Genomic DNA, 24,032 nt, shown 5'->3' with positions numbered 1-24,032 from the left:
CACCATGGGCGGATGCGCAGCCGGGCCGGACTCGTCGCGGTCGCACTGCTGCTCGCCGGCTGCGGCGGGGGGCCGGCACCGGTCGAGGACCTGCGGGTCATGGTGCCCAACACGGTGGGCGGTGGCTACGACGTCACCGGCCGGACGGCGGCCCGGGTGCTCGAGGAGACCGGCCTGGCGCCCGGGGTGGAGGTCTTCCAGCTGCCCGGCGCCGGCGGCGCGGTGGGGTTGGCCCGGCTGGCCGGGGAGGCCGGCAACGGGGACCTGCTGATGAGCATGGGGCTGGGCCTGCTGGCGGCGTCCCGGGCCAGCGACGTCACCACCACGGTCGCCGACGTCACCCCGGTGGCCCGGCTCATCGAGGAGCCCGCCGCCGTCCTGGTCACCGCCGACGCCCCGTACGACACGGTCGCCGAGCTGACCGACGCCTGGGCGGCCGACCCGGCGGCGTTCCCGGTCGGCGGCGGGTCGGCACCGGCCGGGCCGGACAGCCTGCTCGCCCTCCAGCTGGCCGCCGCGGTCGGGGTCCCGCAGGACGGGGTGGACTACGTGGCCTTCGACGGCGGCGGCGACCTGGTGCCCGCGCTGCTGTCCGGTCAGGTCGAGGTCGCCTTGTCCAGCACGGCGGAGTTCGCCGACCTGCTGGCCTCGGGCGAGGTGCGGGCACTGGCGACGACCGGGGCGCAGCGGGTGCCCACCGTCGACGCACCCACCCTCACCGAGCTCGGCGTCGACGTCGTCTTCACCAACTGGCGCGGGCTGGTCGCCCCGCCGGGGCTGAGCACCGAGCAGGTGGACCGGCTGACCGGGCTGGTGGTGGCGATGCACGACTCCCCGCAGTGGCGGGCCGCGCTGGCGACCAACTCCTGGACCGACGCCCTGCTCACCGGCCCCGCGGCCGCGGAGTTCTTCACCGAGCAGCAGCAGGTGGTCGACGACGCACTGGACCGCGGCTAGGCGGCCTCGCGGACCGCCATCCCGACCAGCACGGTGCGCACCAGCGACTCCGCGGCGTCGGCGACCAGCGCGGCCGCCTCGTCCATGGCCCGCTGCAGCGACATCGGCCCGGGCACGATGCTGCTCACCGCGGCCAGCCCCATCGCGTAGACGGCCTCCCAGCCCTCCCCCAGCGTGCCGGCCAGCGCCACGACCGGGGTCTGCGCGGCGCGGCAGCGGCGGGCCACCTCGGCCGGGACCTTGCCGTGCGGGGTCTGGGCGTCCAGCTGCCCCTCGGCGGTGATCACCAGGTCGGCGGCCGCGATCAGCTCGTCGAGGCCCTGCCCGGTCAGCGCCCGGTCGAGGAAGACGTCGAACCGGCAGGCCAGGGTGGCACCGACGGCCATCAGCCCGGCACCCAGACCACCGGAGGCACCGCCGCCGGGGACGACGGCGAGCTCCCGACCGCACGCCCGGGAGAGCGCCGCCGCCCACCGGTCGAGTCCGGCGGCGAGCAGCTCGACCTGCGCCGGGGTGGCGCCCTTCTGCGGTCCGAACACCCGGGCCACCCCGTGCGGGCCGGTCAGCACGTTGCTGGTGTTGCCGGCCACGACCAGCTCGACCTCGGACAGTCGCGGGTCGAGTCCGGACAGGTCGACCTCGGCGACGTCGGCCAGCGCGGCCGCACCCCGGCCCAGCTCGCGACCGTGCGCGTCGAGCACCCGGGCGCCCAGGGCCTGCAGCGCGCCGGCCCCGCCGTCGCTGGTGCCCGAGTCCCCGCAGCCGACCACGACCCGCCGGCACCCGGTGTCCAGTGCCGCCCGCAGCAGCTCGCCCACCCCGGCGGTGGTCGTGCGGGTGGGGTCCCGCCGGTCGACCGGGACCAGGGACAGCCCCGCGGCCGAGGCCATGTCGATGACCGCCGTGCCGGTGGCGGCCCCGCCCAGGACGGCGACGTGCGCCCGCACGGGGTCACCGACCGGACCGGTCACCTCGACCGGCACGACCGAGCCGCCGGTGGTCGCGGCCAGCGCCGCGGCCGACCCCTCGCCGCCGTCGACCAGCGGCATCCGGTCGATCACGGCGTCCGGCAGCACCCGGCAGACGCCGACGGCGATGGCGGCGGCCACCTCGCCGGTGTCCAGGCTCTCCTTGAAGCCGCTGGGGGCGATCAGCACGCGGGTGAGGGTCATGAGGGGTCCTTCTCTCGGTCGAGGGGTGGGGGTCAGGAGCTGTGGGGCAGACCGAGGAGCGGCCAGACGACGAGGGCGAAGACGAGGACCAGGACGGCGGTGAGCGGGCCGAGCACCGCGGACAGCCGGCGCAGCTCGCGCGGTCCGTACGTGGGGGCGCCCTCGATGCCGGCGAAGACCGCGACCGGCTTGGCCGAGGCGGGCAGCGTGTGGCAGAAGCCGGCGGCGGCGGTCGAGGCCAGCGCGGCGGCGACCGGGTCGACGCCGGCCACCGGGGCCAGCGCCACGACCAGCGGGACCAGCACGGCCGAGCGGGCGGTGCGGGAGGCGATGACGAGGTGCGCGGCGGTGCTGACCGCCACGACGACGGCGAGGAAGGCGACCGGGGAGCCGGTGACCGGCCCGCCGAGGGCCAGCCCGGCCAGCGCGGCCGCCGCGCCGGAGTCGACCAGCGCCGAGCCGAGCGCCAGGGTGGCGGCGAGGAACAGCAGCAGGGACCAGGGCACCCGCGCGAGCGCCTCGGACAGCGTCGTCCCGGTGACCCCGGGCGCGGTCACCACGAGGGCGGCACCGAGCGCGACCAGGGCCGGGCTCAGCCCGTGCAGGGCCTCGGTGCACCAGAGGGTGACGACGACGCCCAGCAGCACCAGCACCCGTCGCTCCTCGGGTCGGAGCCTGCGCGGGGTGCCGACCTCGGCGGCCAGCCGCTCGGCCGGCACGTGCAGCGGGGTGCGCCGCTCGGCGCGGTCCACGGTCTGCCGCAGCACCAGCTCGGCCGCGGTGTGCGAGCTGACCAGCGCCAGCGGCAGGCCGAGCAGCGCCCAGCGCAGGAACGACACGCCCTCCCCGGTGGCCTCGGTGAGCACCGCGCTGGTGACCAGGTGTGCACCGGCGCCGAGCAGCGACCCGACCGCCGACAGCAGCACGACGGTCGGCACGAGCAGGGCCAGTCCGCGGACCAGCTGCGGCCGGTCGGCCAGCACCCGGGCCAGCGCCAGGAACACCGGCAGCGCCAGGGCGGCGCGGCCCGACGTCGAGGGCACCATGAAGGTGGTGGCCACCAGGGCGAGGGTGGTGAGCTGGAACAGCGTGCGCGGCGTGCGGGCCCGGGCCAGCAGCCAGCCGGCGGCCCGGTCGGCCAGCCCGGAGCCGGCGGCGGCCACCCCGACCACGAAGGCCGCGACCAGCAGCCAGACCACGTCGGAACCCAGGGTGCCGAAGAGATCCTCGACCGGGAGCACGCCGGTCACCGCGAGCACCAGGGCCGCGGCCAGCGCGACGGCGGTGTCGTCGAGGTCGGTGGCCACCCAGGCCCAGGTGGCGACGGCGAAGACCGCCAGCGTCAGTCCCCCGGCCGGGTTCAGCCCCCCGACCAGGACGGCGCAGAGCACGGCGAGCAGCACCCCGGCCAGCAGGGCCAGTCCGGCCAGCCGGCCACGGCTCGCGCCGGCCACCGCGTCCCGCACCCGCTCACGTGCGGCCACCCGGAGCCGGTCGCGCCGGCCGGGCGCGGTGGGCAGCGGCCGGGTGACGTCGTCGCGCTGGAGCGTCGGGGAGGTGGGCACGGGATGAACCGTGGTCGTCGTCCCGGTGACCGGCGTGAGACGACGGTGGCAGACCTCTCATGACGCACGCGAGGCCCGCCCCCGGGTGGGGACGGGCCTCGTGCGGTGTCTGCGCGGTGGGGTCAGCGGCGGGCGTCGACCGGTTCGTGCCGCCCGCCCTGATCCAGCTCGGTGCCGGTGAAGACGGTGACCCGCACCGGCTCCTCGGGGGCGTCCGGACCGGCCACGGCGTGCCGGCCGGCCAGCTGGTCGTCCACCGCGGCCGTGCTGTCGGCCGGGGTCGCCCCGGCCTGCTCGCCGGCCACCCGCTCGTCGCCGCTCTCGGTGCGCAGGGCCACCTCGTGGATGAAGACCACGGCCACCACGGTGATCACCGACAGGAGCGCGGCGATCAGGAAGATCCGGCCGGTGGCGTCGCCGTAGGAGACCCGGATGAGGTCCTGGATCTCGGGCGGGGCGGTGGTCAGGGTCGCGAGGCCGATGTCGCCGGACCCCGCCTGGCCGGCCGCGCCGGCCGGGAGGCCGTCGGTGATCAGGCTGGTGACCCGGGCGCTGAGCACCGCACCCAGCACCGAGACGCCGATCGTGCCGCCGAGGCTGCGGAAGAACGCGACCGCGGAGCTGGCCGCCCCGAGGTCGGTGGCCGCCACGGTGTTCTGCACGGCCAGCACCAGGTTCTGCATCGTCATGCCGATGCCCAGGCCGAGGACGGCGAGGAAGACGCCGAGCACGACCATGTTCGTGGTGTGGTCGATGGTGGCGAGCAGGCCGAAGCCGGTGGCCACCAGGACCGAGCCGCTGACCAGGTAGGCCTTCCACTTCCCGTAGCGGGAGATCAGGATCCCGGACGCGGTGGAGGAGACCAGCAGGCCGCCGACCATCGGGATGGTGAGCAGGCCGGCCGCCGTGGGCGAGTAGCCGCGGGAGATCTGCAGGTACTGGCCGAGGAAGACCGTCGAGCCGAAGAGCGCGACACCGACGGCGACGCTGGCGATGATGGCCAGGGTGGTCGTGCGGTCCCTGAACAGCCGCAACGGGACGATGGGCTCCTTGGCCCGCATCTCGGTGACGATGAACGCGGCCACGGCGAGCAGGCCGCCACCGACCATCAGCAGCGTCTCGACCGACATCCAGGCGAACGTGTCGCCGGCCAGGGTGACCCAGATGAGCAGCGAGGAGACACCCGCGGTGAGGAAGGCCGCACCCAGGTAGTCGATCGACACGTCGCGCTTGATCGTGGGCAGGTGCAGCGTGCGCTGCAGCAGCACCAGGGCGACGACGGCGAAGGGGACGCCGACGAAGAAGCACCAGCGCCAGCCCAACCAGCTCGTGTCGACCAGCAGGCCACCGATGAGCGGGCCGCCGACGGTCGCCACGGCCATCACGCCACCCAGCAGGCCGGAGTACCGACCGCGCTCACGGGGGCTGATCATGGCCGCCATCGCGATCTGCACCAGCGCCTGCAGGCCACCCAGGCCCAGGCCCTGCAGCACCCGCCAGCCGATCAGCGTGGGCACCGACTGGGCGAGCCCGGCCAGCATCGAGCCGACCACGAAGACCACGATCGCGATCTGGATGAGCAGCTTCTTGCTCATCAGGTCGGCGAGCTTGCCCCAGATCGGGGTGGACGCGGTGCTGGCCAGCAGGGTGGCGGTGACCACCCAGGTGTACTGGCTCTGGCTGCCGCGCAGGTCGGTGATGATCGTGGGCAGGGCGTTCGAGACCACGGTCGAGGACAGGAACGCCACGAAGAGCGCGAGCAGCAGCCCGGACAGCGCCTCGAGGATCTGCCGGTGGGTCATCCGGCCCTGCTGTTCGACCGGGGCGGTGGCGGCCGGTGCTGACCGGGCGTCGGACCGCTCGGTGGTGGTGCTGGCCATGCTGGTTCTCCTGGTGCGCTTCGGTGTCGCGGTGGGGCGGGCTGGGGGCCGGGTGGGGGGCCCGGTCAGCCGGGGACGGGGTGCAGGGCGCGGTCGACGCCGGCGGCGGCCAGGTCGGCGCTGAGCCGTTCGATGAGCCGGCCCAGCAGCTCGGCCTCGTCGTCGGTCCAGTCGGCCAGGGCGGCCACGGCCCACTCGCTGCGGACCTGGCGGGTGTGGGCGAGCACGGCGCGGCCGGCCTCGGACAGCCCGAGCAGGCTGGCGCGGCCGTCCTGCGGGTCGGGACGGCGGGTGATCAGGCCCGAGCGCTCGAGGACGGCGACCTGACGGCTGGCCACCGAGCCGTCGACCCCGAGCTGGAGGGCCAGGGCACTCAGACGCTGCTCGCCACCGGACTCCAGCGGCACGAGCACGGCCCAGCCGTAGGAGGGCAGGTCGCCGTAGAGCTCGTGCGCGGCGCGGTGGGAGAGCTGACGGCCGACCCGGAGCAGCTGACCGATGCCGACGGTGAGCCGGTCGGTGGTGTCACGGGTGATCCGCACGGTCGCCTCCTGTTGTAGACCTCAACCATCCTCGGTCAGATGGTTGCTGTCTGCAACAGGAGTGGGCTGTGAACCCGCCCACCAGGGCGGAGGTGGACCCGGGAGGTCAGTCCTGGGCGGCGCGGACCTGGGCCTCGCGGGCCTCGCCCAGCCGGTTCAGCCGGCCCAGCAGCTCGGCCAGGGTGGAGACGTCGCGGGTCGGCCACTCCTGCAGGTCGGCCTCCCAGCGGGCGCGCCGGGCGTCCCGGATCTCGGACAGCCGGCGGTGCCCCTCGACCGACGTGCTCAGCACCTGGGCGCGCCCGTCGTCGGGGTCGGCGGCCCGGTCGACCAGGCCGGCGTCGACCAGGGAGGCGACCTGCCGGCTGACCGTGCTCTTGTCCAGGCCGAGGCGGGCGACGACGTCACTGGCCCGCAGCGGGCCGGCGTCGTCGAGCAGCACGAGCAGCCCGTAGGCCGCGCCGTCGAGCCCGCTGGCGAGCTCCCCGGCCAGGCGGCCCTGGATCGCCCGGGCCCGGCGCAGCAGCAGGGCCACCTCGCGTTCGAGCTTCACGTGGGCCCCGTGCGCGTCCAGGTCGTCCCCGGGACGGGCGTCGAGGGCCCCGTCCTGGGTGGCCGGGGACGAGAGCTGCTCGGTCACGGTCATGTCGTCCTCCACGTACACGCCCTCCGATCCGTTCCCGGCCGGCCGCTCGGGCCCGGTCACCGGCTGCCCCGCGGGCCGCGCGGCCGCCAGACCACGAGCGCCGTCCCGGGGTCGGGGTGACCCAGGTCGGGCCGGAAACCGGAGCGGACCGCGGACTCCGCCGCCATCGCCCGGCGCTGGGCGCCGTCGAGCTCGGCGAGCAGCTCGTGCACCCGGAGCTGCAGGGCCTCCACCTGGGACTCCAGCTCGATGATCCGCTTGATGCCGGCCAGGTTGACGCCGTCCTCCTGGCTCAACCGCTGGACCTCGCGCAGCAGGGCGACGTCGCGCGGGCTGTACCGGCGGCCGCCCCCGGGGGTGCGGCCGGGCCGGACCAGCCCGAGGCGGTCGTACTGGCGCAGGGTCTGGGCGTGCATGCCGGCGAGCTCCGCCGCGACGGAGATCACGAAGACCGGGGCGTCCTCGGCGACCGGGCGCGGGTCGCTCACCGGACCCACCCGCTCACGACCCGCTCCCACCCCGGACCGCCGCGGTCACGTGCGGGCGGGGGTCCTCGTGGAGCTCGGTGGCCAGGGCCTCGACGGCCTCCCGGGCCGCCGGGCTGAGCGTGTCGGGCACGGTGACGACGACGGTGACCAGCAGGTCACCGGCCACGCCCTTGGTCTGCACGCCGCGACCGCGCACCCGGAAGGTGCGGCCGCTCGCGGTGCCCGGGGGGACCCGCAACGACACGTTGGTGTCCAGGGTCGGCACGGTGAGGGTGGTGCCGAGCGTCGCCTCGGCGAAGGTGACCGGCACCTCGAGGGTGAGGTCGTTGCCCTTGCGCCCGAAGAGGTCGCTGCCGCTGACGTGCACGACGACGAACAGGTCGCCGGCCGGGCCGCCACGACGGCCGGGGGCGCCCTTGCCGGCCAGCCGGATGCGCTGTCCGTCCTTCACCCCGGCGGGGATCCGGACGGTGATGGTGCGGGTCTGGTCGGTGATCCCGCTGCCCTTGCAGGTGCTGCACGGGTCGTCGACGACCGAGCCGCTGCCCCGGCACTGCCGGCAGGGCTCGGAGAAGGCGAACGCGCCCTGGCTGCGACTGGTGACACCGGCCCCGTGGCACACCGGGCAGGCGTGCGGGCTGGTGCCGGGCTTGGCGCCGGAACCGTGACAGGTCGGACAGGAGCCCGGGCTCTGCATCCGCAGCGGGACGGTCACCCCGAGCACGGCCTCGTCGAAGGCCAGCGTCGCCTCGGTCTCCACGTCCTGCCCGCGCGCGGGTCCGGACGCGGCCTGCTGCCGGCTGCGGGTGCCACCGGGGGCCCCGCCACCGCCGAACAGCCCGCCGAAGATGTCGCCGAGCCCGCCGGCCCCGCCGGCGTTCCCACGGGAGCCGCCGGCCTGACCGAACAGGTCACCGAGGTCGAAGGCCTGACCGCCCTGGCCGGCCCCGGGGAACCCGGAGCCGGAGAAGCCGCCGCCGGATCCGCCCCCGGCGCGGAAGCCGCCGGAGCCGAACAACCGGCGCGCCTCGTCGTACTCGCTGCGGCGGGTGGGGTCCGAGAGCACGTCGTAGGCCTCGGAGACCTCCTTGAACCGGGCCTCGGCGGCGTCGTTGCCCGGGTTCTTGTCCGGGTGGAGGTCGCGGGCCAGCGCCCGGTAGGCCTTCTTGATCGCGGCCGGATCGGCGTCCTTGGCGACGCCCAGCGCGGCGTAGTAGTCCTTCTCGATGAAGTCCCGGGTGCTCATCGGGCGCCCCCCTCCTGCTCGGTCTGCCCGCGCGCGGCGGGCGGTGTCTGGTGCCGGTGCGTCTGCACCGGTGGGTGTCCGGGACGGCGCGAGGCCGTCCCGGACACCGGGGGCGGGCTCAGCCGGTGGGCTGCTCGCCCTGCTCCGGCTCGGCCGTCGGGGCCGCTGCGGCGGGGCTATCGGGGTCGGAGACCCCGACCATCGCCGTGCGCAGCACCCGCTCACCGCGCCGGAAGCCCGGGCGCAGCACCGTGGTCGCGGTGGGGACCGCGACGTCGGGGGAGGTGTCGTGCAGGACCGCCTCGTGCAGGGCCGGGTCGAACGGGTCGCCCGGGGTGCCGAAGGTGGTCACCCCGAGCCCATCGAGGAGGCCGAGGACCCGGTCAGCCACGACCTTGAAGGCGCCGGTGAGGTCGCCGTGCTCGCGGGCCCGCTCGATGTCGTCGACGACCGGGATCAGCTGGCCGGCGAACCGCTCGGCGGCCTGGTCGACGACCACGACCCGGTCGCGGTCGACCCGCCGCCGGTAGTTCGCGTACTCCGCGCTGACGCGCTGCAGGTCCTCGGTCCGCTCGGCCAGCTGCCGGGCGGTCTCGTCCTGCGGCTCCTCGGTGGACGGGAGATCGGTGACCTCGCCGCTCACCGCCTCGCCGGTGGTGGCATCGGGCTGGTCGACCTCGGGGGTCGATCCGGTCTGCTCGCTCATCTGCTCCCCTGGGGTGGCCGGTGGTGCCTGCCCTGCTGGTGACCCGGCGACGGGTCCGGGGGTGCCGGCCGACGCGTCCTGCTCGGACGCGTCGACCGGCACCCCGGCCTGGTCGGTCACTTCTTGTCGGTGTCCTCGTCCACGATCTCGGCGTCGACGACGTCGTCGTCGGCCGGGGTCGAGTCCGAGCCGCCGGTCGCGCCGGCCGCACCGGCAGCGCCGGGCTGGCCCTCGGCGGCGGCGTTCTCCGCCTGCTGGGCGTAGAGCGCGCCACCGACCTCCTGGGAGATGCGGGCGACGTTCTCCTGGGCGGACTTGATCGCCTGGTGGTCGGAGCCACCGAGGGCGGAGCGCAGGTCGGTCAGTGCCGCACCGAGCTCCTCCTTCTTGTCCTCGGGGATCTTGTCGCCGTTCTCCGCCAGGAACTTCTCGGTCTGGTACTGGAGGGACTCGGCCAGGTTGCGGGTCTCGGCCTCGTCGCGGCGCTTCTTGTCCTCCTCGGCGTGGGCCTCGGCGTCGGCCATCATCCGGGCGATGTCGTCCTTGGGCAGGGCCGAGCCACCGGTGATGGTCATCGACTGCTCCTTGCCGGTGCCCAGGTCCTTGGCGTGGACGTGGACGATGCCGTTGGCGTCGATGTCGAAGGCGACCTCGACCTGCGGGACACCGCGGGGCGCCGGGGGAAGACCGGTCAGCTCGAACATGCCGAGCTTCTTGTTGTAGGCGGCCATCTCGCGCTCGCCCTGGAAGACCTGGATCTGCACCGAGGGCTGGTTGTCGTCGGCGGTCGTGAAGATCTCCGAGCGCTTGGTCGGGATCGTGGTGTTGCGCTCGATGAGCTTGGTCATGATCCCGCCCTTGGTCTCGATGCCCAGGGACAGCGGGGTGACGTCGAGGAGCAGCACGTCCTTGACCTCGCCGCGGAGCACACCGGCCTGCAGTGCGGCACCGACGGCGACGACCTCGTCGGGGTTGACGCCCTTGTTGGGCTCCTTGCCCCCGGTGAGCTCGCGGACCAGGTCCGAGACGGCCGGCATCCGGGTGGAGCCACCCACGAGGACGACGTGGTCGATCGCGCTGACCGGGATCCCGGCGTCACGCACGGCCTGGTTGAACGGGGCCTTGGCCCGGTCCAACAGGTCCTGGGTCAGCCGCTGGAACTCCGCGCGGGTGAGCGTGACGTCCAGGTGGAGCGGGCCGTCGGCGCCGGCGGTGATGTAGGGCAGGTTGACGTTGGTCGACTGCGCGCCCGACAGCTCGATCTTGGCCTTCTCGGCGGCCTCGCGCAGGCGCTGCATGGCCAGCTTGTCCTTGGACAGGTCGATGCCGTTGGCGGCGTTGAAGGTCTTGACCAGGTGGTCCATGACCTTCTGGTCCCAGTCGTCGCCACCGAGGCGGTTGTCGCCGGCGGTGGCCTTGACCTCGATGACGCCGTCGCCGATCTCCAGCAGGCTGACGTCGAACGTGCCACCACCGAGGTCGAACACCAGGATGGTCTGCTCGGTCTCGCCCTTGTCCAGGCCGTAGGCCAGCGCGGCCGCGGTGGGCTCGTTGACGATGCGCAGGACGTTGAGGCCGGCGATCTCACCGGCCTCCTTGGTGGCCTGGCGCTGGGCGTCCTCGAAGTAGGCCGGGACGGTGATGACCGCGTCGGTCACCGGCTCGCCCAGGTAGGTCTCGGCGTCGCGCTTGAGCTTCTGCAGCACCCGGGCGCTGATCTCCTGCGGGGTGTACTGCTTGCCGTCGATCGCGTCGGTCTTCCAGGTCGTGCCCATCTCGCGCTTGACGCTGCGGATGGTGCGGTCGACGTTGGTGACCGCCTGGTTCTTCGCCGACTGCCCGGTGAGGACCTCGCCGTTCTTGGCGAAGGCCACGACCGAGGGGGTCGTGCGGGAGCCCTCGGAGTTGGCGATGACCGTCGGCTCGCCACCCTCGAGGACGGCGACGACGGAGTTGGTGGTGCCGAGGTCGATGCCGACTGCTCGTGCCATGGGTGTCTTGGCCCTTCTCGTGCGGTGTCAGGTGTGGTGCGGGTCCGGTGGGTGTCACGTGCCCGGGCCGGCGGTGTCGTACACACGCCTTGCGCCGAGGCCGCTCAACTTTCCTGCCCACCCTAACGGCAGACCCCCGTGCGGTGTTCCCGGGGAGGTCAGCGGGCCGGTGAGGGGTCGGACAGGTCGTCCGCGCCGGCCCGGGGCACCGGGAGGCGGCTCACCACGGCGTCCCGCCCGTTCTCCTTGGCCACGTAGAGCAGCCGGTCGGCGCGCAGCACGACCGCCTCGACCGAGTCGGCGTCGGTGACCACGCTGACCCCGAAGCTGGCCGTCATCGACAGCCCGCCCGGGAAGGCGTGGGCGGCGATGTCCGCGCGCAGCCGCTCGGCGATCGCCGACCCCGCGGCGAGGTCGGCCCGCGGGACCAGGACCAGGAACTCCTCCCCGCCCCACCGACCGACGACGGCGTCGGGCCGCAGCGCGGCGGCGGCGACCACGGCGACCTCCTGGAGCACCAGGTCCCCGACGTCGTGGCCGTACCGGTCGTTGACCGCCTTGAACCTGTCGAGGTCGAACAGCACCACCACGGTCGGTCCGTCGTCGCGGCGGCCGTGCACCGCCAGCTGCAGCCGGTCGACCAGGCTGCGTCGGTTGGGCAGGCCGGTGAGCACGTCGGTGTCGGCGAGCTCGCGCAGTCGGGCCGCCTCGGCCCGGGTGACGGCGAGGGCCTCCTTGCTGCGGGCCATGAGGAAGGCCAGCATCGACAGCACCACCACGTAGCCCAGCGCGCCGACGAACTCCGCGGCGAGGTCGCGCGAGCTCTGCGACGGGAGGAACCGGACCAGTCCGATCACCAGGGCCGCGACCGGTCCGATCAGCGAGGCCGGCAGCGCCCAGCGGGTGTCGAACCACAGGTAGGCCAGCAGGATGAGCAGGCACAGGTTGGCGAAGACCCCCGGGTAGAGGGAGGCGTAGGCCGCGTCGTCGTCGGCGATCGTGCCCAGCTGGACGGCCATCGTGGTCAGCCAGACCACCGCGACGGTCAGGTAGCCGCCCAGCTCGACGTAGCGGATGCGCGCGGGGCGGAAGAGCAGGACCGCCACGGCGGAGAGCAGGAAGACCGCCAGCAGCGGGAAGCTGAACCGGGTCTCGACGGTCGTGCCCGCCCCGGTGCCCACCTGCCAGGCGCACCCGACCAGACCCACGACCGCGATGGCCAGGTAGACCCGGCGACGCACCTCTCCCTGCACGGTCACCCACCCCTGGCCGGCCGCGGTCGCTGGGGCCAGCGACTCCGACGGCGGCGACAGGCTGACACGCGGGTCCGACACCCGGCAACGTCCCCGACCCCCGGGCGGGGGTGCCGGGCGGTCAACGCCGGTGTGGACTACTGGCCAGTACGGACCGTCGGTGCCCTCGGCTATCGTGCGACGGGAGTCACCGTGGTCGCTCGACGCACGGGGAGAGGGATTCTCGTGGGCCCGTTGCAGATCGTCCTGGGCACGTTGTGCGTGCTGCTCCTCGTCGTCGCGGTGGTGCTCGCGACGCAGGCCGTGCGGAAGATGCTGGCGGTCATCAAGACCGGTCAGCCCGACGGCACCCGGTTCGGCCCCGTGGGCCCCCGGTTGAAGAACCTCGCCGTGGAGTCCCTGGGCCACACCCGGATGCTCAAGTGGTCCACGATCGGTGCGGCGCACTGGTTCGTGATGGTCGGCTTCTACGGGCTGTTCCTCACCCTGGTCGAGGCCTTCGGCGAGGTCTTCTCCCCCACGTTCCACCTCCCGCTCATCGGGAACTGGGGCGTGTGGAACCTGTTCGTCGACGTGATCGGCCTGGGCACCGTGCTCGGCATCCTGGTGCTGATCGTGATCCGGCAGAAGGACCACCCGCGCCGCACCGGCCGCAACGGCCGCTTCACCGGGTCCAACGAGGGCCGGGGCTACTTCGTCGAGGCCGTCGTCCTGGTCATCGGCATCTGCATCCTGTCGATCCGCGCCGCCAAGATCGCCTCGGGCATCGACGACGCCCCCGGCTGGTCGCACCCGGTCAGCTCCGCACTGTCGAACCTCTTCCCGGACAACGCCGACCTGGTCAGCGTCATCGCCTTCGTCAAGATCGTGGTCAGCCTCGTCTGGCTGATCGTGATCGCCCGCAACCTGACGATGGGCGTGGCCTGGCACCGGTTCAGCGCGTTCTTCAACATCTACTTCAAGCGCGAGGACGACGGCGCGGTCGCCCTGGGCGCCCTGCAGCCGATGACCTCCGGCGGGGTGCCGATCGACTTCGAGGACCCCGACGAGGACGCCACCTTCGGCCGCGGCAAGATCGAGGACTTCACCTGGAAGGGGATGCTGGACTTCACCACCTGCACCGAGTGCGGGCGGTGCCAGAGCCAGTGCCCGGCCTGGAACACCGGCAAGCCGCTGTCGCCGAAGATGCTGGTGATGGACCTGCGGGACCACCTCTACGCCAAGGCCCCCTACCTGGTCGGCGCGCGCACGGTCGGCGACGGCAAGGGCGAGTCCGACGGCGGCGAGTCCACGATGACGCCCGAGGCCCCGTCGGCCGAGCAGACCTGGTACTCCGGCTTCGCCCGGATCGAGGGCACCAACGACGCCCAGGCCGAGCGGCCGCTGGTGGGCACGCTGGAGGAAGGCGGGGTCATCGACCCCGACGTCCTCTGGAGCTGCACCAGCTGCGGTGCCTGCGTCGAGCAGTGCCCGGTCGACATCGAGCACGTCGACCACATCATGGACATGCGGCGCTACCAGACCCTGATCGAGTCCAGCTTCCCCTCCGAGGCCGGCGTGATGCTGCGCAACCTGGAGAACCGCGGCAACCCGTGGGGCGTCAGCCCGTCCACCCGGGACGAGTGGATGAAGGACGTGGACTTCGAGGTCCGTCAGGTCGACGGGGCGATCGACGACGACGTCGAGTACCTGTTCTGGGTCGGCTGCGCCGGGGCCATCGACGACCGGGCCAAGAAGGTCACCAAGGCCGTCGCCGAGCTGCTGCACACCGCGGGCGTGGAGTTCGCCGTGCTGGGCTCGGGCGAGACCTGCACCGGTGACCCGGCCCGCCGGATGGGCAACGAGTTCGTCTTCCAGCAGCTGGCCGCGGAGAACGTCGAGACGCTGAACACCGTCTTCGAGGGCCGCAGCGAGGGCCGGCGCAAGATCGTGGCGACCTGCCCGCACTGCTTCAACTCGATCAACAAGGAGTACCCGCAGCTCGGCGGCGACTACGACGTCGTGCACCACACCCAGCTGCTGGGCCAGCTCGTCGAGGAGGGCCGGCTCGTGCCGGTCACCCCGATCGACCGCAAGGTGACCTACCACGACCCCTGCTTCCTGGGCCGGCACAACAAGGTCTACACCCCGCCGCGGGAGATCCTGGACAGCGTGCAGGGCCTGCGCACCCAGGAGATGCACCGTTGCAAGGACCGCGGCTTCTGCTGCGGGGCCGGCGGTGCCCGCATGTGGATGGAGGAGAAGATCGGCTCGCGGATCAACATGAACCGCACCGAGGAGGCCCTCGAGCTCGAGCCCGACGTCATCTCCACCGCCTGCCCGTTCTGCATCACGATGCTCAGCGACGCGGTGAACAGCAAGAAGGAGAAGGGCGAGGCGGCCGAGCACGTCGAGGTCCTCGACGTCAGCCAGATCCTGCTGCGCGCGATGGCCCCGGTCGGCGCGGCCGCCGCGGGTGCGGAGTCCGGGCCCACCCCGGGGTCCGAGGGCCCCGGCGACCGGGGCACCGCCCCGCAGGGCACCGAGCACGGCGAGACCCAGCAGGGCCAGTCCGGCCCGGGCTCGGCCCCGGCCGAGTAGCAGTCGCAGCACGACGGGGCCCCGGGAGCACACGCTCCCGGGGTCCTCGTGCGTCCGGGGGACACTGGGGCCGTGAGCTTCATCTTCGGCGGGGTGCGCGGGCGCGAGGACCCCGAGCTGGCCGCCGGCAACCGGCGGTCGGCGATGCACTACGCCCGCGACGTCAACGACGAGCGGGTGCTCGCCGACGACCGGCCGACGATCCGGCGGGGCAACCACTGGGCCTGGCTGGCCGTGGCCGTCGTGGTGCTGGCGGTGCTCGGGTTCGCCGGCGCCCGCGGCGAGGACGAGGTGCCGCTGACCGCGTCCTGCGACGCCCCGGCCATCGGGGTGTCCTCCAGCGAGCTCACCGCGGGGCAGACCTTCTACTACCGGCTCACCGGCGCCGACGACACCGCCTACGTGGTCACCGTCGACGGCGAGCCGGTGCGCGGGGACGCAGGGTCCACGGTCTCCTACACCGAGACCGACGCCGGCCCGTCCCTGGAGCTGGCGCAGTGCCTGTCCCCCAGCCTGGCGCTGGCCGCACCGGCCGGCGACGGCCCGCACGACCTCGCGCTCCTCGAGCTGGCGGCCGACGGGACGACGACGACCGTCGCCCGGGTCACCGTCCAGGTGTCGGGGACCCGCTGAGGAACTGACGGGGTACAACACTCCCCGTGCTCCTCCACCTGCGCCTCACCGTGCCCGCCGAGCGGTGCGGTGCGGTCCTCGCCGTCCTCGGCGCCCACGTGGGGGTGACCCACCTGGTGCACCTGCCCGGCGTCGTCCGCCGTCCTGACGGCGACCTGGTGATGTGCGACGTGGCCCGGGAGTCGGTGGACGAGCTGGTCGACGAGCTGCAGCGACACGGCGTGGAGCGCGACGGCGGCATCGCGATCGAGTCGATCGACACCTCGCTGTCCGAGACCACCGACCGGTCGGTCCGGGACGCCCCCGGCGACGGTGCCGACGCCGTGGTCTGGGACCAGGTCGTGCAGACCGCCGACGAGGAGTCCCGCCTCACCCTGACCTTCTGCGCCTTCCTGACCATCGCCACGCTGCTGGCCGCGCTGGCGATCGTCACCGACTCGGCGGTGCTGCTGATCGGCGGCATGGTGATGGGCCCGGAGTTCAGCCCGCTGGCCGGCATCGCGCTGGGCCTGGTGCACCGGCACCGGGCGGTCATCCGGCACTCGGTCCGCTCGCTGACCGTGGGCTTCGCGATCGCCACCGTGCTCACCATCGGGTTCTGCCTGGCGCTGCGCGGGCTGGGCTGGGCCGACGTCGGCGACCTGCTCGCCGAGCGCCCGGCCACCGGGTTCATCACCCGACCCGACCGCTGGTCGTTCCCCGTCGCGTTCATCGCCGGGGTGGCCGGGATGCTGGCCCTGACCAGCTCGAAGTCCGCCAGCCTGGTCGGGGTGTTCATCTCGGTCACCACCGTGCCGGCGGTGGCGGCCTTCAGCCTCGGCGTGGCGTTCGGCGACTGGGCCGACGCCGGCCGCTCGGTGCTGCAGCTGGGCATCAACGTGGTCGGCATCCTGCTGGCCGCGGTCCTCACCCTGCTGGTGCTCAAGGCGGTGTGGCGCCGGGTGCCGCGCGCGGTGCCGCGGCTGGTGCGCGACCCCCTCTGACGGGGGCCGCCGACACGGGCTCACGGCCTGGACGTGCCACGATGGCCCGCGTGGCGCACTCGTCAGCCTCGCCCGGGGCGTTGTTGCACCACGTGCGCACCGGCCGGGCCCGCAGCCGCGCCGAGCTGGTGGCGCTGACCGGGGCCGCCCGCAACACCGTCAGCGGCCGGGTGGACCAGCTGATCGCGGCGAACCTGCTCGCCGAGGTCGGCCGCGGCTGGAGCACCGGGGGCCGGCCCCCCACGATCCTGGAGTTCAACAGCGGGGCCGGCTGCGTGCTGGCCGTCGACCTCGGGGTGACCAGCGTCGACGTCGCGGTCACCGACCTGTCCGCCCGGGTGCGCGCCACCCTGGGGCACCCGATCGACATCTCCGACGGACCGGGCCCGGTGCTCGCCGAGGTCGACCGCCTGTGCCGGGCCGCGCTGGCCGAGGCCGGGCTGGGTCCGGACGACGTCCGCGCGGTGGGGGTGGGCGTGCCCGGTCCGGTGGAGTTCTCCACCGGGCGGCCCTCGCACCCGCCGATCATGCCGGGCTGGCACGACCACCCGATCCCCGACGCGTTCGCCGCCTACGACTGCCCGGTGTTCGTGGACAACGACGTGAACGTGATGGCGCTGGGCGAGATGGGCGTCGGCGGCTCCGACCAGGACGTCCTCGTGGTCAAGGTGGGCACCGGCATCGGGTGCGGGGTCGTGGTCGAGGGCCGGGTGTACCGGGGGGCGCAGGGCAGCGCCGGGGACATCGGGCACATCCACGTCCCGGTCGCCGACGGTCGCACGGTGCTGTGCCGCTGCGGGAACGTGAACTGCCTGGAGGCCCTGGCCGGCGGCGCCTCGCTGCTGCGGGACGCGCTGGCTGCGGGGATGGCCGTCTCCACCACCCGGGACGTCGTCGAGCTCGCCCGGCACGGGGACGGTCCCGCGCTGGAACTGGTGCGCGGCACCGGCCGGACGATCGGCACGGTGCTGGCCGCCCTGGTCAACTTCTTCAACCCGCACCGGATCGTGGTCACCGGCGGCGTGGCCCAGGCCGGGCTCCCGCTGCTGGCCGGCATCCGGGAGGCCGTCTACGGCCGGTCGATGCCGCTGGCCGCGCGCACGCTGGACATCAGCGTCAGCCAGGCACCGGAGATGTCCGGGCGGGTCGGGGCCGCGCTGATGGCCATCGAGGGCTGGCTGGACGAGGACTCGGTCCGCGACGTGCTGGACGCCGCCACCTCCTGAAACCCAGGAGTCGGTGTCGTTTCGGTAACGACGCCCGAGCTGCTTGACCGTGCTCTGCGCCACCCCATAGGTTCACGCCTGCACACACTTGTGCTCATTGGTGAGCACAAGTGGAGTCGAGAGGTGGCACCGTGGCCCAGGTCGACCCCGCGTCCCGCGGGTCCGCTCCCCTGCTGCAGGTCGAGGGGATCGTCAAGACGTTCCCCGGTGTCCGTGCGCTCGGTGGCGTGGACCTCGACGTCCGGGCCGGTGAGGTGCACTGCCTGCTCGGCCAGAACGGCGCCGGCAAGTCCACCCTGATCAAGGTCCTCGCCGGGGCGCACCAGCCCGACGAGGGCGTCATCCGGTGGCGTGGCGAGGAGACCCGGCTCGCCGACCCGCAGGCCGCGTTGAGCCTGGGCATCGCCACGATCTACCAGGAGCTCGACCTCGTCGCGGGGCTGTCGGTCGCCGACAACGTCTTCCTCGGTCGCGAGCGCTCCCGGTTCGGCCTCAGCCGCCCGGCCGCCCAGCGGGCCGCCACGACCGAGCTGCTCACCCGGCTCGGCCACCCGGAGATCCGTCCCGGCACCGAGGTCGGCCAGCTGTCCGCGGCCTCCCAGCAGATGGTGAGCATCGCCCGGGCACTGAGCCAGGACGCGCGGCTGATCGTGATGGACGAGCCCTCGGCGGTGCTCGACGGCGAGGAGGTGGACCGGCTCTTCGACGTCGTCCGGGACCTCACCGCCGACGGCGTCGCGGTCGTCTACATCTCCCACCGCCTGGAGGAGATCCGCCAGATCGGCGACCGGATCACCGTGATCAAGGACGGCCGGACCGTGGCCACCGGCCTCCCGGCCCGGGACACCTCGACCCGCGACGTGATCACGCTGATGACCGGCCGGGACATCGAGTACGTCTTCCCCGAGCGCCGCGACGTCGCCCCCGGCGGGGAGCCGCTGCTGGAGGTCACCGACCTGTCGGTGCCCGGCCGCTTCGAGGGCGTCTCCTTCACCGTCGCCCCCGGCGAGGTCCTCGGCCTGGCCGGGCTCGTCGGGTCCGGGCGATCGGAGATCCTCGAGGCCGTCTACGGCGCCCGCCGGCCCAGCAGCGGCGAGGTCCGGGTGGGCGGCAAGCGGCTGCGCGCCGGGGACGTCGCCGCGGCCGTCGGCGCCGGGGTCGGGCTGGCCCCCGAGGAGCGCAAGAGCCAGGCCCTGCTGCTCGGTGAGCCGATCTACCGCAACATCACCCTCTCCAGCCTGGCCCGGTTCTCCCGCGGCGGGTTCCTCTCCGCGGGCGCCGAGCGCACCGCGGCGCGCGAGCAGACCGAGGCACTGGACCTGCGGCCGGTGGACGTCGACCGCGAGGTGCGCACCCTGTCCGGCGGCAACCAGCAGAAGGTCGTGCTGGCCCGCTGGCTGCTGCGCGAGTGCCGGGTGCTGCTGCTCGACGAGCCCACCCGCGGCGTCGACGTCGGCGCCCGGGCCGAGATCTACGGCCTGATCCGGGCCCTGGCCGACCGCGGCGTCGCCGTGGTCGTCGTGTCCAGCGAGATCCCCGAGGTGCTCGGTCTCGCCGACCGCGTGCTGGTGCTCGCCGACGGCCACGTGCTGGCCGACGAACCCGCCACCGCCCTGGACGAGCACCGGGTCCTCGACCTGGTCATGCAGGGCACCACCCACCCGAACACCACCCTGACCGAGGGACACGTGGCATGACCGAGGACACCCGCACACCCGTCGCCGCCCCGGAGACCCCGACCGGCGCCAGCCCACGGACGACGTCCTCGTCGGCCGGCCTGCTGGCCGGTCCGGTGGGCCGCAACCTGGGGCTGGTGGTCGCCTTCGCCCTGCTCTGCATCGTCGGCATCATCACCGCCGGCGACCGCTTCGCCAGCACCGACAACGTGCTGACGATCCTGCGGCTGGCCGCGGTCGTCGGCGTCGTCAGCATCGGCATGACGTTCGTGATCATCGGCGGCGGCATCGACCTCTCCGTCGGCGCGCTGGTCGCGCTGGCCTCGATCTGGGCCACCACACTGTCCACCCAGGCGATGGCCGCCGACACGCACTGGATCCTGATGGTCGGGGCCGCCGTGCTCGTCGGCGCGATCGCCGGGCTGGTCAACGGGGTGGTCATCGCCTACGGCAAGCTCGTGGCCTTCATCGCCACGCTGGCCATGCTGGCCGCCGCCCGCGGCCTCGCCGAGATCATCGCCAACCGGCGCACCCAGATCGTCCAGGACCAGGACTTCCTCCGGTTCTTCTCCGGCAGCCCGCTGGGCGTCCCGACCCTGGTCTGGATGTTCGCGCTGGTCGCCGTCGCCGGGTGGGTGCTGCTCAACCGCACCACCTTCGGCCGCCGCACCTTCGCCGTCGGCGGCAACGCCGAGGCGGCCCGGCTGGCCGGCATCCGGGTGCAGCGGCACACGGTCGCCCTCTACGTGCTCTCCGGGGTCACCTGCGGCCTGGCCGCGGTCATGCTCATGGCCCGCACGACGACCGGCAGCTCGACCCACGGCACGCTGCTGGAGCTGGACGCGATCGCCGCCGTCGTCATCGGCGGCACGCTCCTCATCGGAGGCCGCGGCACCATCGTCGGCACCGTCCTGGGCGTGCTGATCTTCACCACGCTCAGCAACGTCTTCACGCTGAACAACCTCTCCAGCTCCGCCCAGGCCGTCGCCAAGGGCGTGATCATCGTCGCCGCCGTGCTGCTCCAGCAGCGGGTCGCGGCCGGCCGCCGGCAGCGGCGCTCGTCGAAGGCGCTCCCGCCCACCGCCGCCGAGGGCGCCCCCGCGGGGGCCAGCCCCGGCGTCCCCGCCCCCTGACCTCCCCTCCCCAGCCCCACCCCGGCACCACCCACCCCTCCCGAGGAGAACCCATGTCCGCACGGCACCGTCGCCTGCTGACCAGCACCGTCGCCCTGCTCGGCGCCGGCGTCATGGTCACCGGCTGCACCGGCAACACCCCCGAGGCCACCGGCTCCGGCGGGGGCGGCAACAACGCCGCCAGCTCCAACGACGACACCGGTGACACCGTCACCATCGGCTTCTCCGCCCCCGCGGCCGACCACGGCTGGATGGCCCAGATCACCGCGGCCGCCCGCGCCGAGGCCGACGGCTACGAGGACGTCGACCTCGTCGTCGCCGAGGGCACCAACGACGTGTCCGCGCAGATCGCCCAGGTCGAGACGTTCATCAACGACGGCGTCGACGCGATCGTGCTGCTGCCCTTCGACGGCGCCGCGCTCACCCCGATCGCGCTGGAGGCCATGCAGGCCGGCATCCCGGTGATCAACGTCGACCGTGAGTTCGACGACCCGGACGCCGCCCGCGTGACGATCCTGGGCGACAACTACGGCATGGGCGTCTCCGCCGGTGCCTACGTGTGCTCGCAGCTGGGCGACCAGCCCGACGCCGTCGTCGCCGAGGTGGCCGGGATCGACTCCCTCCCGCTGACCCAGGAGCGCAGCCAGGGCTTCTCCGACGCCCTCGCCGACTGCGGCCTGGACGTCGACAACCGGGTCGCCGCGGAGTTCACCGTGGAGTCCGGCGAGGAGGTCACGGCGAACCTGCTGCAGGCCGCCCCGCAGATCGACGCCCTCTGGAACCACGACGACGACCAGGGCATCGGCGTGCTGGCCGCGATCACCAACGCCGGCCGCGACGAGTTCTTCATGGTCGGCGGCGCCGGCTCGGCCAACGCCATGCGCTCCATCGAGGCCGGCGACTCGGTCCTGCAGGCCACCGTCATCTACCCGGCCAGCCAGGCCGCGGACGGCGTCCGGCTGGCCCGGCTCATCGCCCAGGGCAAGGCGCTCTCGGACCTCATCGACGTCGAGGTGCCCCGGCAGATCACCCTGTCGGCCCCGGTCGTGACCGCCGACAACGTCGACCAGTACATCGACAGCGCGTTCGAGTCCTGACCCACCGGTGGGGTGCGCGGGTCACGCCCGCGCACCCCACCTCCCCCCTCCGAGAGGACTCGAGATGAGCACCCCCCTGCGCGTCGCGATGATCGGGCACGCCTTCATGGGCGCCGCCCACTCGCAGGCCTGGCGCACCGCCCCCCACTTCTTCGACCTGCCGCTGCACCCCGAGACGGCCCTGCTGGTCGGCCGGGACGCCGCCCGCACCGCGGCCGCCGCGGACCGCCTGGGCTGGGCGGCCACCAGCACCGACTGGCAGGACGCCGTGCAGCGCCCGGACGTCGACCTGGTCGACGTCTGCACCCCCGGCGACACCCACGCCGAGATCGCCATCGCCGCCCTCGAGGCCGGCAAGCACGTGCTGTGCGAGAAGCCGCTGGCCAACTCCGTCGCCGAGGCCGAGGCCATGGTGGCCGCCGCCGACCGGGCCGCCGAGCGCGGCGTCCGGGCCATGGTCGGGTTCACCTACCGCCGCGTCCCGGCGATCGCCCTGGCCCGCCGGCTCGTCGCCGAGGGCCGGATCGGGGAGGTGCGGCACGTCCGCGCGGCCTACCTGCAGGACTGGATCGCCGACCCCGCCGCCCCGATGTCCTGGCGGCTGGAGGCCGACAAGGCCGGCTCCGGTGCGCTGGGCGACATCGGCGCGCACGTGGTCGACCTGACCCAGCACATCACCGGCGAGCAGGTCACCGGGGTGAGCGCGGCGCTGGAGACCTTCGTCAAGGAGCGTCCGCTGCCCGCCGCGGCCGGGTCGCTGTCCGGCACGGCCGGGGAGGGCACCGGCTCGGTCACCGTCGACGACGCCGCGGTGTTCCTGGCCCGCTTCTCCGGCGGCGGACTCGCCACCTTCGAGGCCACCCGCTTCGCCCTGGGTCGCAAGAACGCGATCCGGATCGAGGTCAACGGGTCACTCGGCAGCCTGGCCTTCGACTTCGAGGACATGAACGTCCTGGAGTTCTTCGACGGCGCCGACCCCGACGAGACCGCCGGCTTCCGCCGCATCGTCGTCACCGAGCCCGGGCACCCCTACGTCGGCGCGTGGTGGCCGGCCGGGCACGGGCTGGGCTACGAGCACGCGTTCACCCACCAGGTCGTCGACCTGGTCGGCGCCCTGGCGGCCGGCGAGCAGCCCACGCCGTCCTTCGCCGACGGGCTGGCCGTGCAGCGGGTGCTGGACGCCGTCCAGCGCAGTGCCGCCGACCGCTCCGTCTGGACCCCCGTCCCCTGCTCACCGAGGAGCTCCTGATGCCCCGCCCCGTCACCCTGTTCACCGGCCAGTGGGCCGACCTGCCCTTCACCGAGGTCTGCCGGCTGGCGTCGGGCTGGGGCTACGACGGACTGGAGATCGCCTGCTGGGGCGACCACCTCGACGTCGTGCGGGCCACCGAGGACGACGCCTACCTGCGCGGGAAGAAGGACCTGCTCGAGCAGCACGGCCTGTCGGTGTTCGCCATCAGCAACCACCTCAACGGCCAGGCGGTCTGCGACGACCCGATCGACGAGCGGCACGCGAACATGGTCGACCCGCGGGTGTGGGGCGACGGCGACCCCGAGGGCGTCCGCCGCCGGGCCGCCGAGGAGATGAAGGCCACCGCACACGCCGCGGCCGCGCTCGGCGTCCGGACCGTCGTGGGGTTCACCGGGTCCTCCATCTGGAAGACCGTGGCGATGTTCCCCCCGGTGCCCGAGTCCATGATCGACGCCGGGTACCAGGACTTCGCCGACCGCTGGAACCCGGTGCTCGACGAGTTCGACGCCGCCGGCGTCCGGTTCGCCCACGAGGTGCACCCCTCGGAGATCGCCTACGACTACTGGACGACGGTCCGGACGCTGGAGGCCATCGGCCACCGGGAGGCCTTCGGGCTGAACTGGGACCCCAGCCACTTCGTGTGGCAGGACCTGGACCCGGTCGGCTTCCTCTGGGACTTCAAGGACCGGATCTACCACGTGGACTGCAAGGACGCGAAGAAGCAGGTCGGCAACGGCCGCAACGGCCGGATGGGGTCGCACCTGCCCTGGGCCGACCCCCGCCGCGGCTGGGACTTCGTCTCCACCGGGCACGGCGACGTCCCGTGGGAGGCGTGCTTCCGGATGCTGAACACGATCGGCTACGCCGGCCCGATCTCGGTCGAGTGGGAGGACGCCGGGATGGACCGCCTGGTCGGTGCCCCCGAGGCGCTGGAGTTCGTCCGGAAGCTGGCGTTCGACCCGCCCACGGCGTCCTTCGACGCCGCCTTCTCCCGCAGCTGACCCCG

Annotated in this window: 20 protein-coding genes; 10 read left to right on the top strand and 10 right to left on the bottom strand. The window is 73.7% G+C overall.

Annotated features, from left to right (window positions below; translation table 11 throughout):
- Positions 1-12: 12 nt before the first annotated feature.
- A complete protein-coding gene (locus tag ASG36_RS12150) occupies positions 13-957 on the top strand; it encodes a tripartite tricarboxylate transporter substrate binding protein (protein ID WP_055764062.1) in 945 nt (314 codons plus the stop codon).
- On the opposite strand, the gene ASG36_RS12145 is transcribed toward ASG36_RS12150, so the two are convergent.
- The 10 genes from ASG36_RS12145 to ASG36_RS12100 form a co-directional block, all read right to left on the bottom strand.
- A complete protein-coding gene (locus ASG36_RS12145) occupies positions 954-2,129 on the bottom strand; it encodes a glycerate kinase (RefSeq protein ID WP_082523040.1) in 1,176 nt (391 codons plus the stop codon). The genes ASG36_RS12150 and ASG36_RS12145 overlap by 4 nt on opposite strands.
- Positions 2,130-2,161: 32 nt before the next feature.
- Complete coding sequence (locus ASG36_RS12140) at positions 2,162-3,694, bottom strand: SLC13 family permease (protein WP_200944450.1); 1,533 nt, start codon at positions 3,692-3,694, stop codon at positions 2,162-2,164.
- Positions 3,695-3,816: 122 nt separating this feature from the next.
- A complete protein-coding gene (locus ASG36_RS12135; protein WP_082523039.1) occupies positions 3,817-5,574 on the bottom strand; it encodes an MFS transporter in 1,758 nt (585 codons plus the stop codon).
- A gap of 65 nt (positions 5,575-5,639) precedes the next feature.
- The gene (locus ASG36_RS12130; RefSeq protein ID WP_055764060.1) at positions 5,640-6,116 is read right to left on the bottom strand and encodes a MarR family winged helix-turn-helix transcriptional regulator; all 477 of its coding nucleotides are present in this window, start codon (positions 6,114-6,116) and stop codon (positions 5,640-5,642) included.
- A gap of 106 nt (positions 6,117-6,222) precedes the next feature.
- Positions 6,223-6,762 (bottom strand): MarR family winged helix-turn-helix transcriptional regulator, encoded by a 540-nt coding sequence (locus ASG36_RS12125; RefSeq protein ID WP_082523136.1) that lies wholly within the window; start codon positions 6,760-6,762, stop codon positions 6,223-6,225.
- Between the two features lie 56 nt (positions 6,763-6,818).
- Positions 6,819-7,178 (bottom strand): heat shock protein transcriptional repressor HspR, encoded by a 360-nt coding sequence (locus ASG36_RS12120; protein ID WP_157498814.1) that lies wholly within the window; start codon positions 7,176-7,178, stop codon positions 6,819-6,821.
- A gap of 85 nt (positions 7,179-7,263) precedes the next feature.
- Positions 7,264-8,496 carry a molecular chaperone DnaJ gene (gene dnaJ / locus ASG36_RS12115; RefSeq protein WP_055764058.1) on the bottom strand — a complete coding sequence of 411 codons (1,233 nt, stop codon included), beginning with the start codon at positions 8,494-8,496 and terminating at the stop codon, positions 7,264-7,266.
- Positions 8,497-8,614: 118 nt separating this feature from the next.
- Positions 8,615-9,322 (bottom strand): nucleotide exchange factor GrpE, encoded by a 708-nt coding sequence (gene grpE, locus ASG36_RS12110; RefSeq protein WP_235494914.1) that lies wholly within the window; start codon positions 9,320-9,322, stop codon positions 8,615-8,617.
- Positions 9,319-11,193, bottom strand: a complete 1,875-nt coding sequence (gene dnaK / locus ASG36_RS12105; RefSeq protein ID WP_055764057.1) for a molecular chaperone DnaK — start codon at positions 11,191-11,193, stop codon at positions 9,319-9,321. Before dnaK ends, grpE begins: the two co-directional genes overlap by 4 nt.
- 158 nt (positions 11,194-11,351) lie before the next feature.
- The gene (locus tag ASG36_RS12100; protein WP_055764055.1) at positions 11,352-12,527 is read right to left on the bottom strand and encodes a diguanylate cyclase; all 1,176 of its coding nucleotides are present in this window, start codon (positions 12,525-12,527) and stop codon (positions 11,352-11,354) included.
- Between the two features lie 144 nt (positions 12,528-12,671).
- Between ASG36_RS12100 and ASG36_RS12095 the strand changes: the two genes are divergently transcribed.
- The 9 genes from ASG36_RS12095 (at position 12,672) to ASG36_RS12055 (ending at position 24,027) form a co-directional block, all read left to right on the top strand.
- Positions 12,672-15,026, top strand: coding sequence for a (Fe-S)-binding protein (locus ASG36_RS12095; protein WP_055764053.1), 2,355 nt, complete (start codon positions 12,672-12,674; stop codon positions 15,024-15,026).
- A 72-nt stretch (positions 15,027-15,098) separates the two neighbouring features.
- Positions 15,099-15,659 carry a hypothetical protein gene (locus tag ASG36_RS12090; RefSeq protein WP_055764051.1) on the top strand — a complete coding sequence of 187 codons (561 nt, stop codon included), beginning with the start codon at positions 15,099-15,101 and terminating at the stop codon, positions 15,657-15,659.
- A gap of 26 nt (positions 15,660-15,685) precedes the next feature.
- Positions 15,686-16,642 (top strand): DUF389 domain-containing protein, encoded by a 957-nt coding sequence (locus ASG36_RS12085; protein WP_055764049.1) that lies wholly within the window; start codon positions 15,686-15,688, stop codon positions 16,640-16,642.
- 50 nt (positions 16,643-16,692) lie between these two features.
- Entirely contained in the window at positions 16,693-17,868 is a 1,176-nt protein-coding gene (locus tag ASG36_RS12080; RefSeq protein ID WP_200944449.1) for an ROK family protein, read from the top strand.
- A gap of 131 nt (positions 17,869-17,999) precedes the next feature.
- The gene (locus ASG36_RS12075) at positions 18,000-19,565 is read left to right on the top strand and encodes a sugar ABC transporter ATP-binding protein (RefSeq protein ID WP_055764045.1); all 1,566 of its coding nucleotides are present in this window, start codon (positions 18,000-18,002) and stop codon (positions 19,563-19,565) included.
- Entirely contained in the window at positions 19,562-20,677 is a 1,116-nt protein-coding gene (locus ASG36_RS12070; RefSeq protein WP_082523038.1) for an ABC transporter permease, read from the top strand. The genes ASG36_RS12075 and ASG36_RS12070 overlap by 4 nt, the downstream gene beginning before the upstream one ends.
- Before the next feature lie 53 nt (positions 20,678-20,730).
- Positions 20,731-21,774 (top strand): substrate-binding domain-containing protein, encoded by a 1,044-nt coding sequence (locus ASG36_RS12065; RefSeq protein WP_055764043.1) that lies wholly within the window; start codon positions 20,731-20,733, stop codon positions 21,772-21,774.
- 64 nt (positions 21,775-21,838) lie between these two features.
- Complete coding sequence (locus tag ASG36_RS12060) at positions 21,839-23,023, top strand: Gfo/Idh/MocA family protein (RefSeq protein ID WP_055764041.1); 1,185 nt, start codon at positions 21,839-21,841, stop codon at positions 23,021-23,023.
- The gene (locus ASG36_RS12055) at positions 23,023-24,027 is read left to right on the top strand and encodes a sugar phosphate isomerase/epimerase (RefSeq protein WP_055764039.1); all 1,005 of its coding nucleotides are present in this window, start codon (positions 23,023-23,025) and stop codon (positions 24,025-24,027) included. Before ASG36_RS12060 ends, ASG36_RS12055 begins: the two co-directional genes overlap by 1 nt.
- The last annotated feature ends 5 nt before the right edge of the window (positions 24,028-24,032 follow it).

Origin of the sequence: Geodermatophilus sp. Leaf369 (assembly GCF_001424455.1) — a bacterium.
GTDB lineage: Bacteria > Actinomycetota > Actinomycetes > Mycobacteriales > Geodermatophilaceae > Klenkia.
The sequence above is the reverse complement of the archived record's forward strand: the minus strand, read 5'-3'. Positions and strand labels throughout refer to the sequence as shown.

Coding starts and splice junctions, on each gene's coding strand:
- ASG36_RS12135 (WP_082523039.1), bottom strand. CDS start 5,574: ATGGCCAGCACCACCACCGAGCGGTCCGACGCCCGGTCAGCACCGGCC.
- dnaK (WP_055764057.1), bottom strand. CDS start 11,193: ATGGCACGAGCAGTCGGCATCGACCTCGGCACCACCAACTCCGTCGTC.
- ASG36_RS12150 (WP_055764062.1), top strand. CDS start 13: ATGCGCAGCCGGGCCGGACTCGTCGCGGTCGCACTGCTGCTCGCCGGC.
- dnaJ (WP_055764058.1), bottom strand. CDS start 8,496: ATGAGCACCCGGGACTTCATCGAGAAGGACTACTACGCCGCGCTGGGC.
- ASG36_RS12070 (WP_082523038.1), top strand. CDS start 19,562: ATGACCGAGGACACCCGCACACCCGTCGCCGCCCCGGAGACCCCGACC.
- ASG36_RS12055 (WP_055764039.1), top strand. CDS start 23,023: ATGCCCCGCCCCGTCACCCTGTTCACCGGCCAGTGGGCCGACCTGCCC.
- ASG36_RS12120 (WP_157498814.1), bottom strand. CDS start 7,178: ATGCACGCCCAGACCCTGCGCCAGTACGACCGCCTCGGGCTGGTCCGG.
- ASG36_RS12065 (WP_055764043.1), top strand. CDS start 20,731: ATGTCCGCACGGCACCGTCGCCTGCTGACCAGCACCGTCGCCCTGCTC.
- ASG36_RS12125 (WP_082523136.1), bottom strand. CDS start 6,762: ATGACCGTGACCGAGCAGCTCTCGTCCCCGGCCACCCAGGACGGGGCC.
- ASG36_RS12145 (WP_082523040.1), bottom strand. CDS start 2,129: ATGACCCTCACCCGCGTGCTGATCGCCCCCAGCGGCTTCAAGGAGAGC.
- ASG36_RS12060 (WP_055764041.1), top strand. CDS start 21,839: ATGAGCACCCCCCTGCGCGTCGCGATGATCGGGCACGCCTTCATGGGC.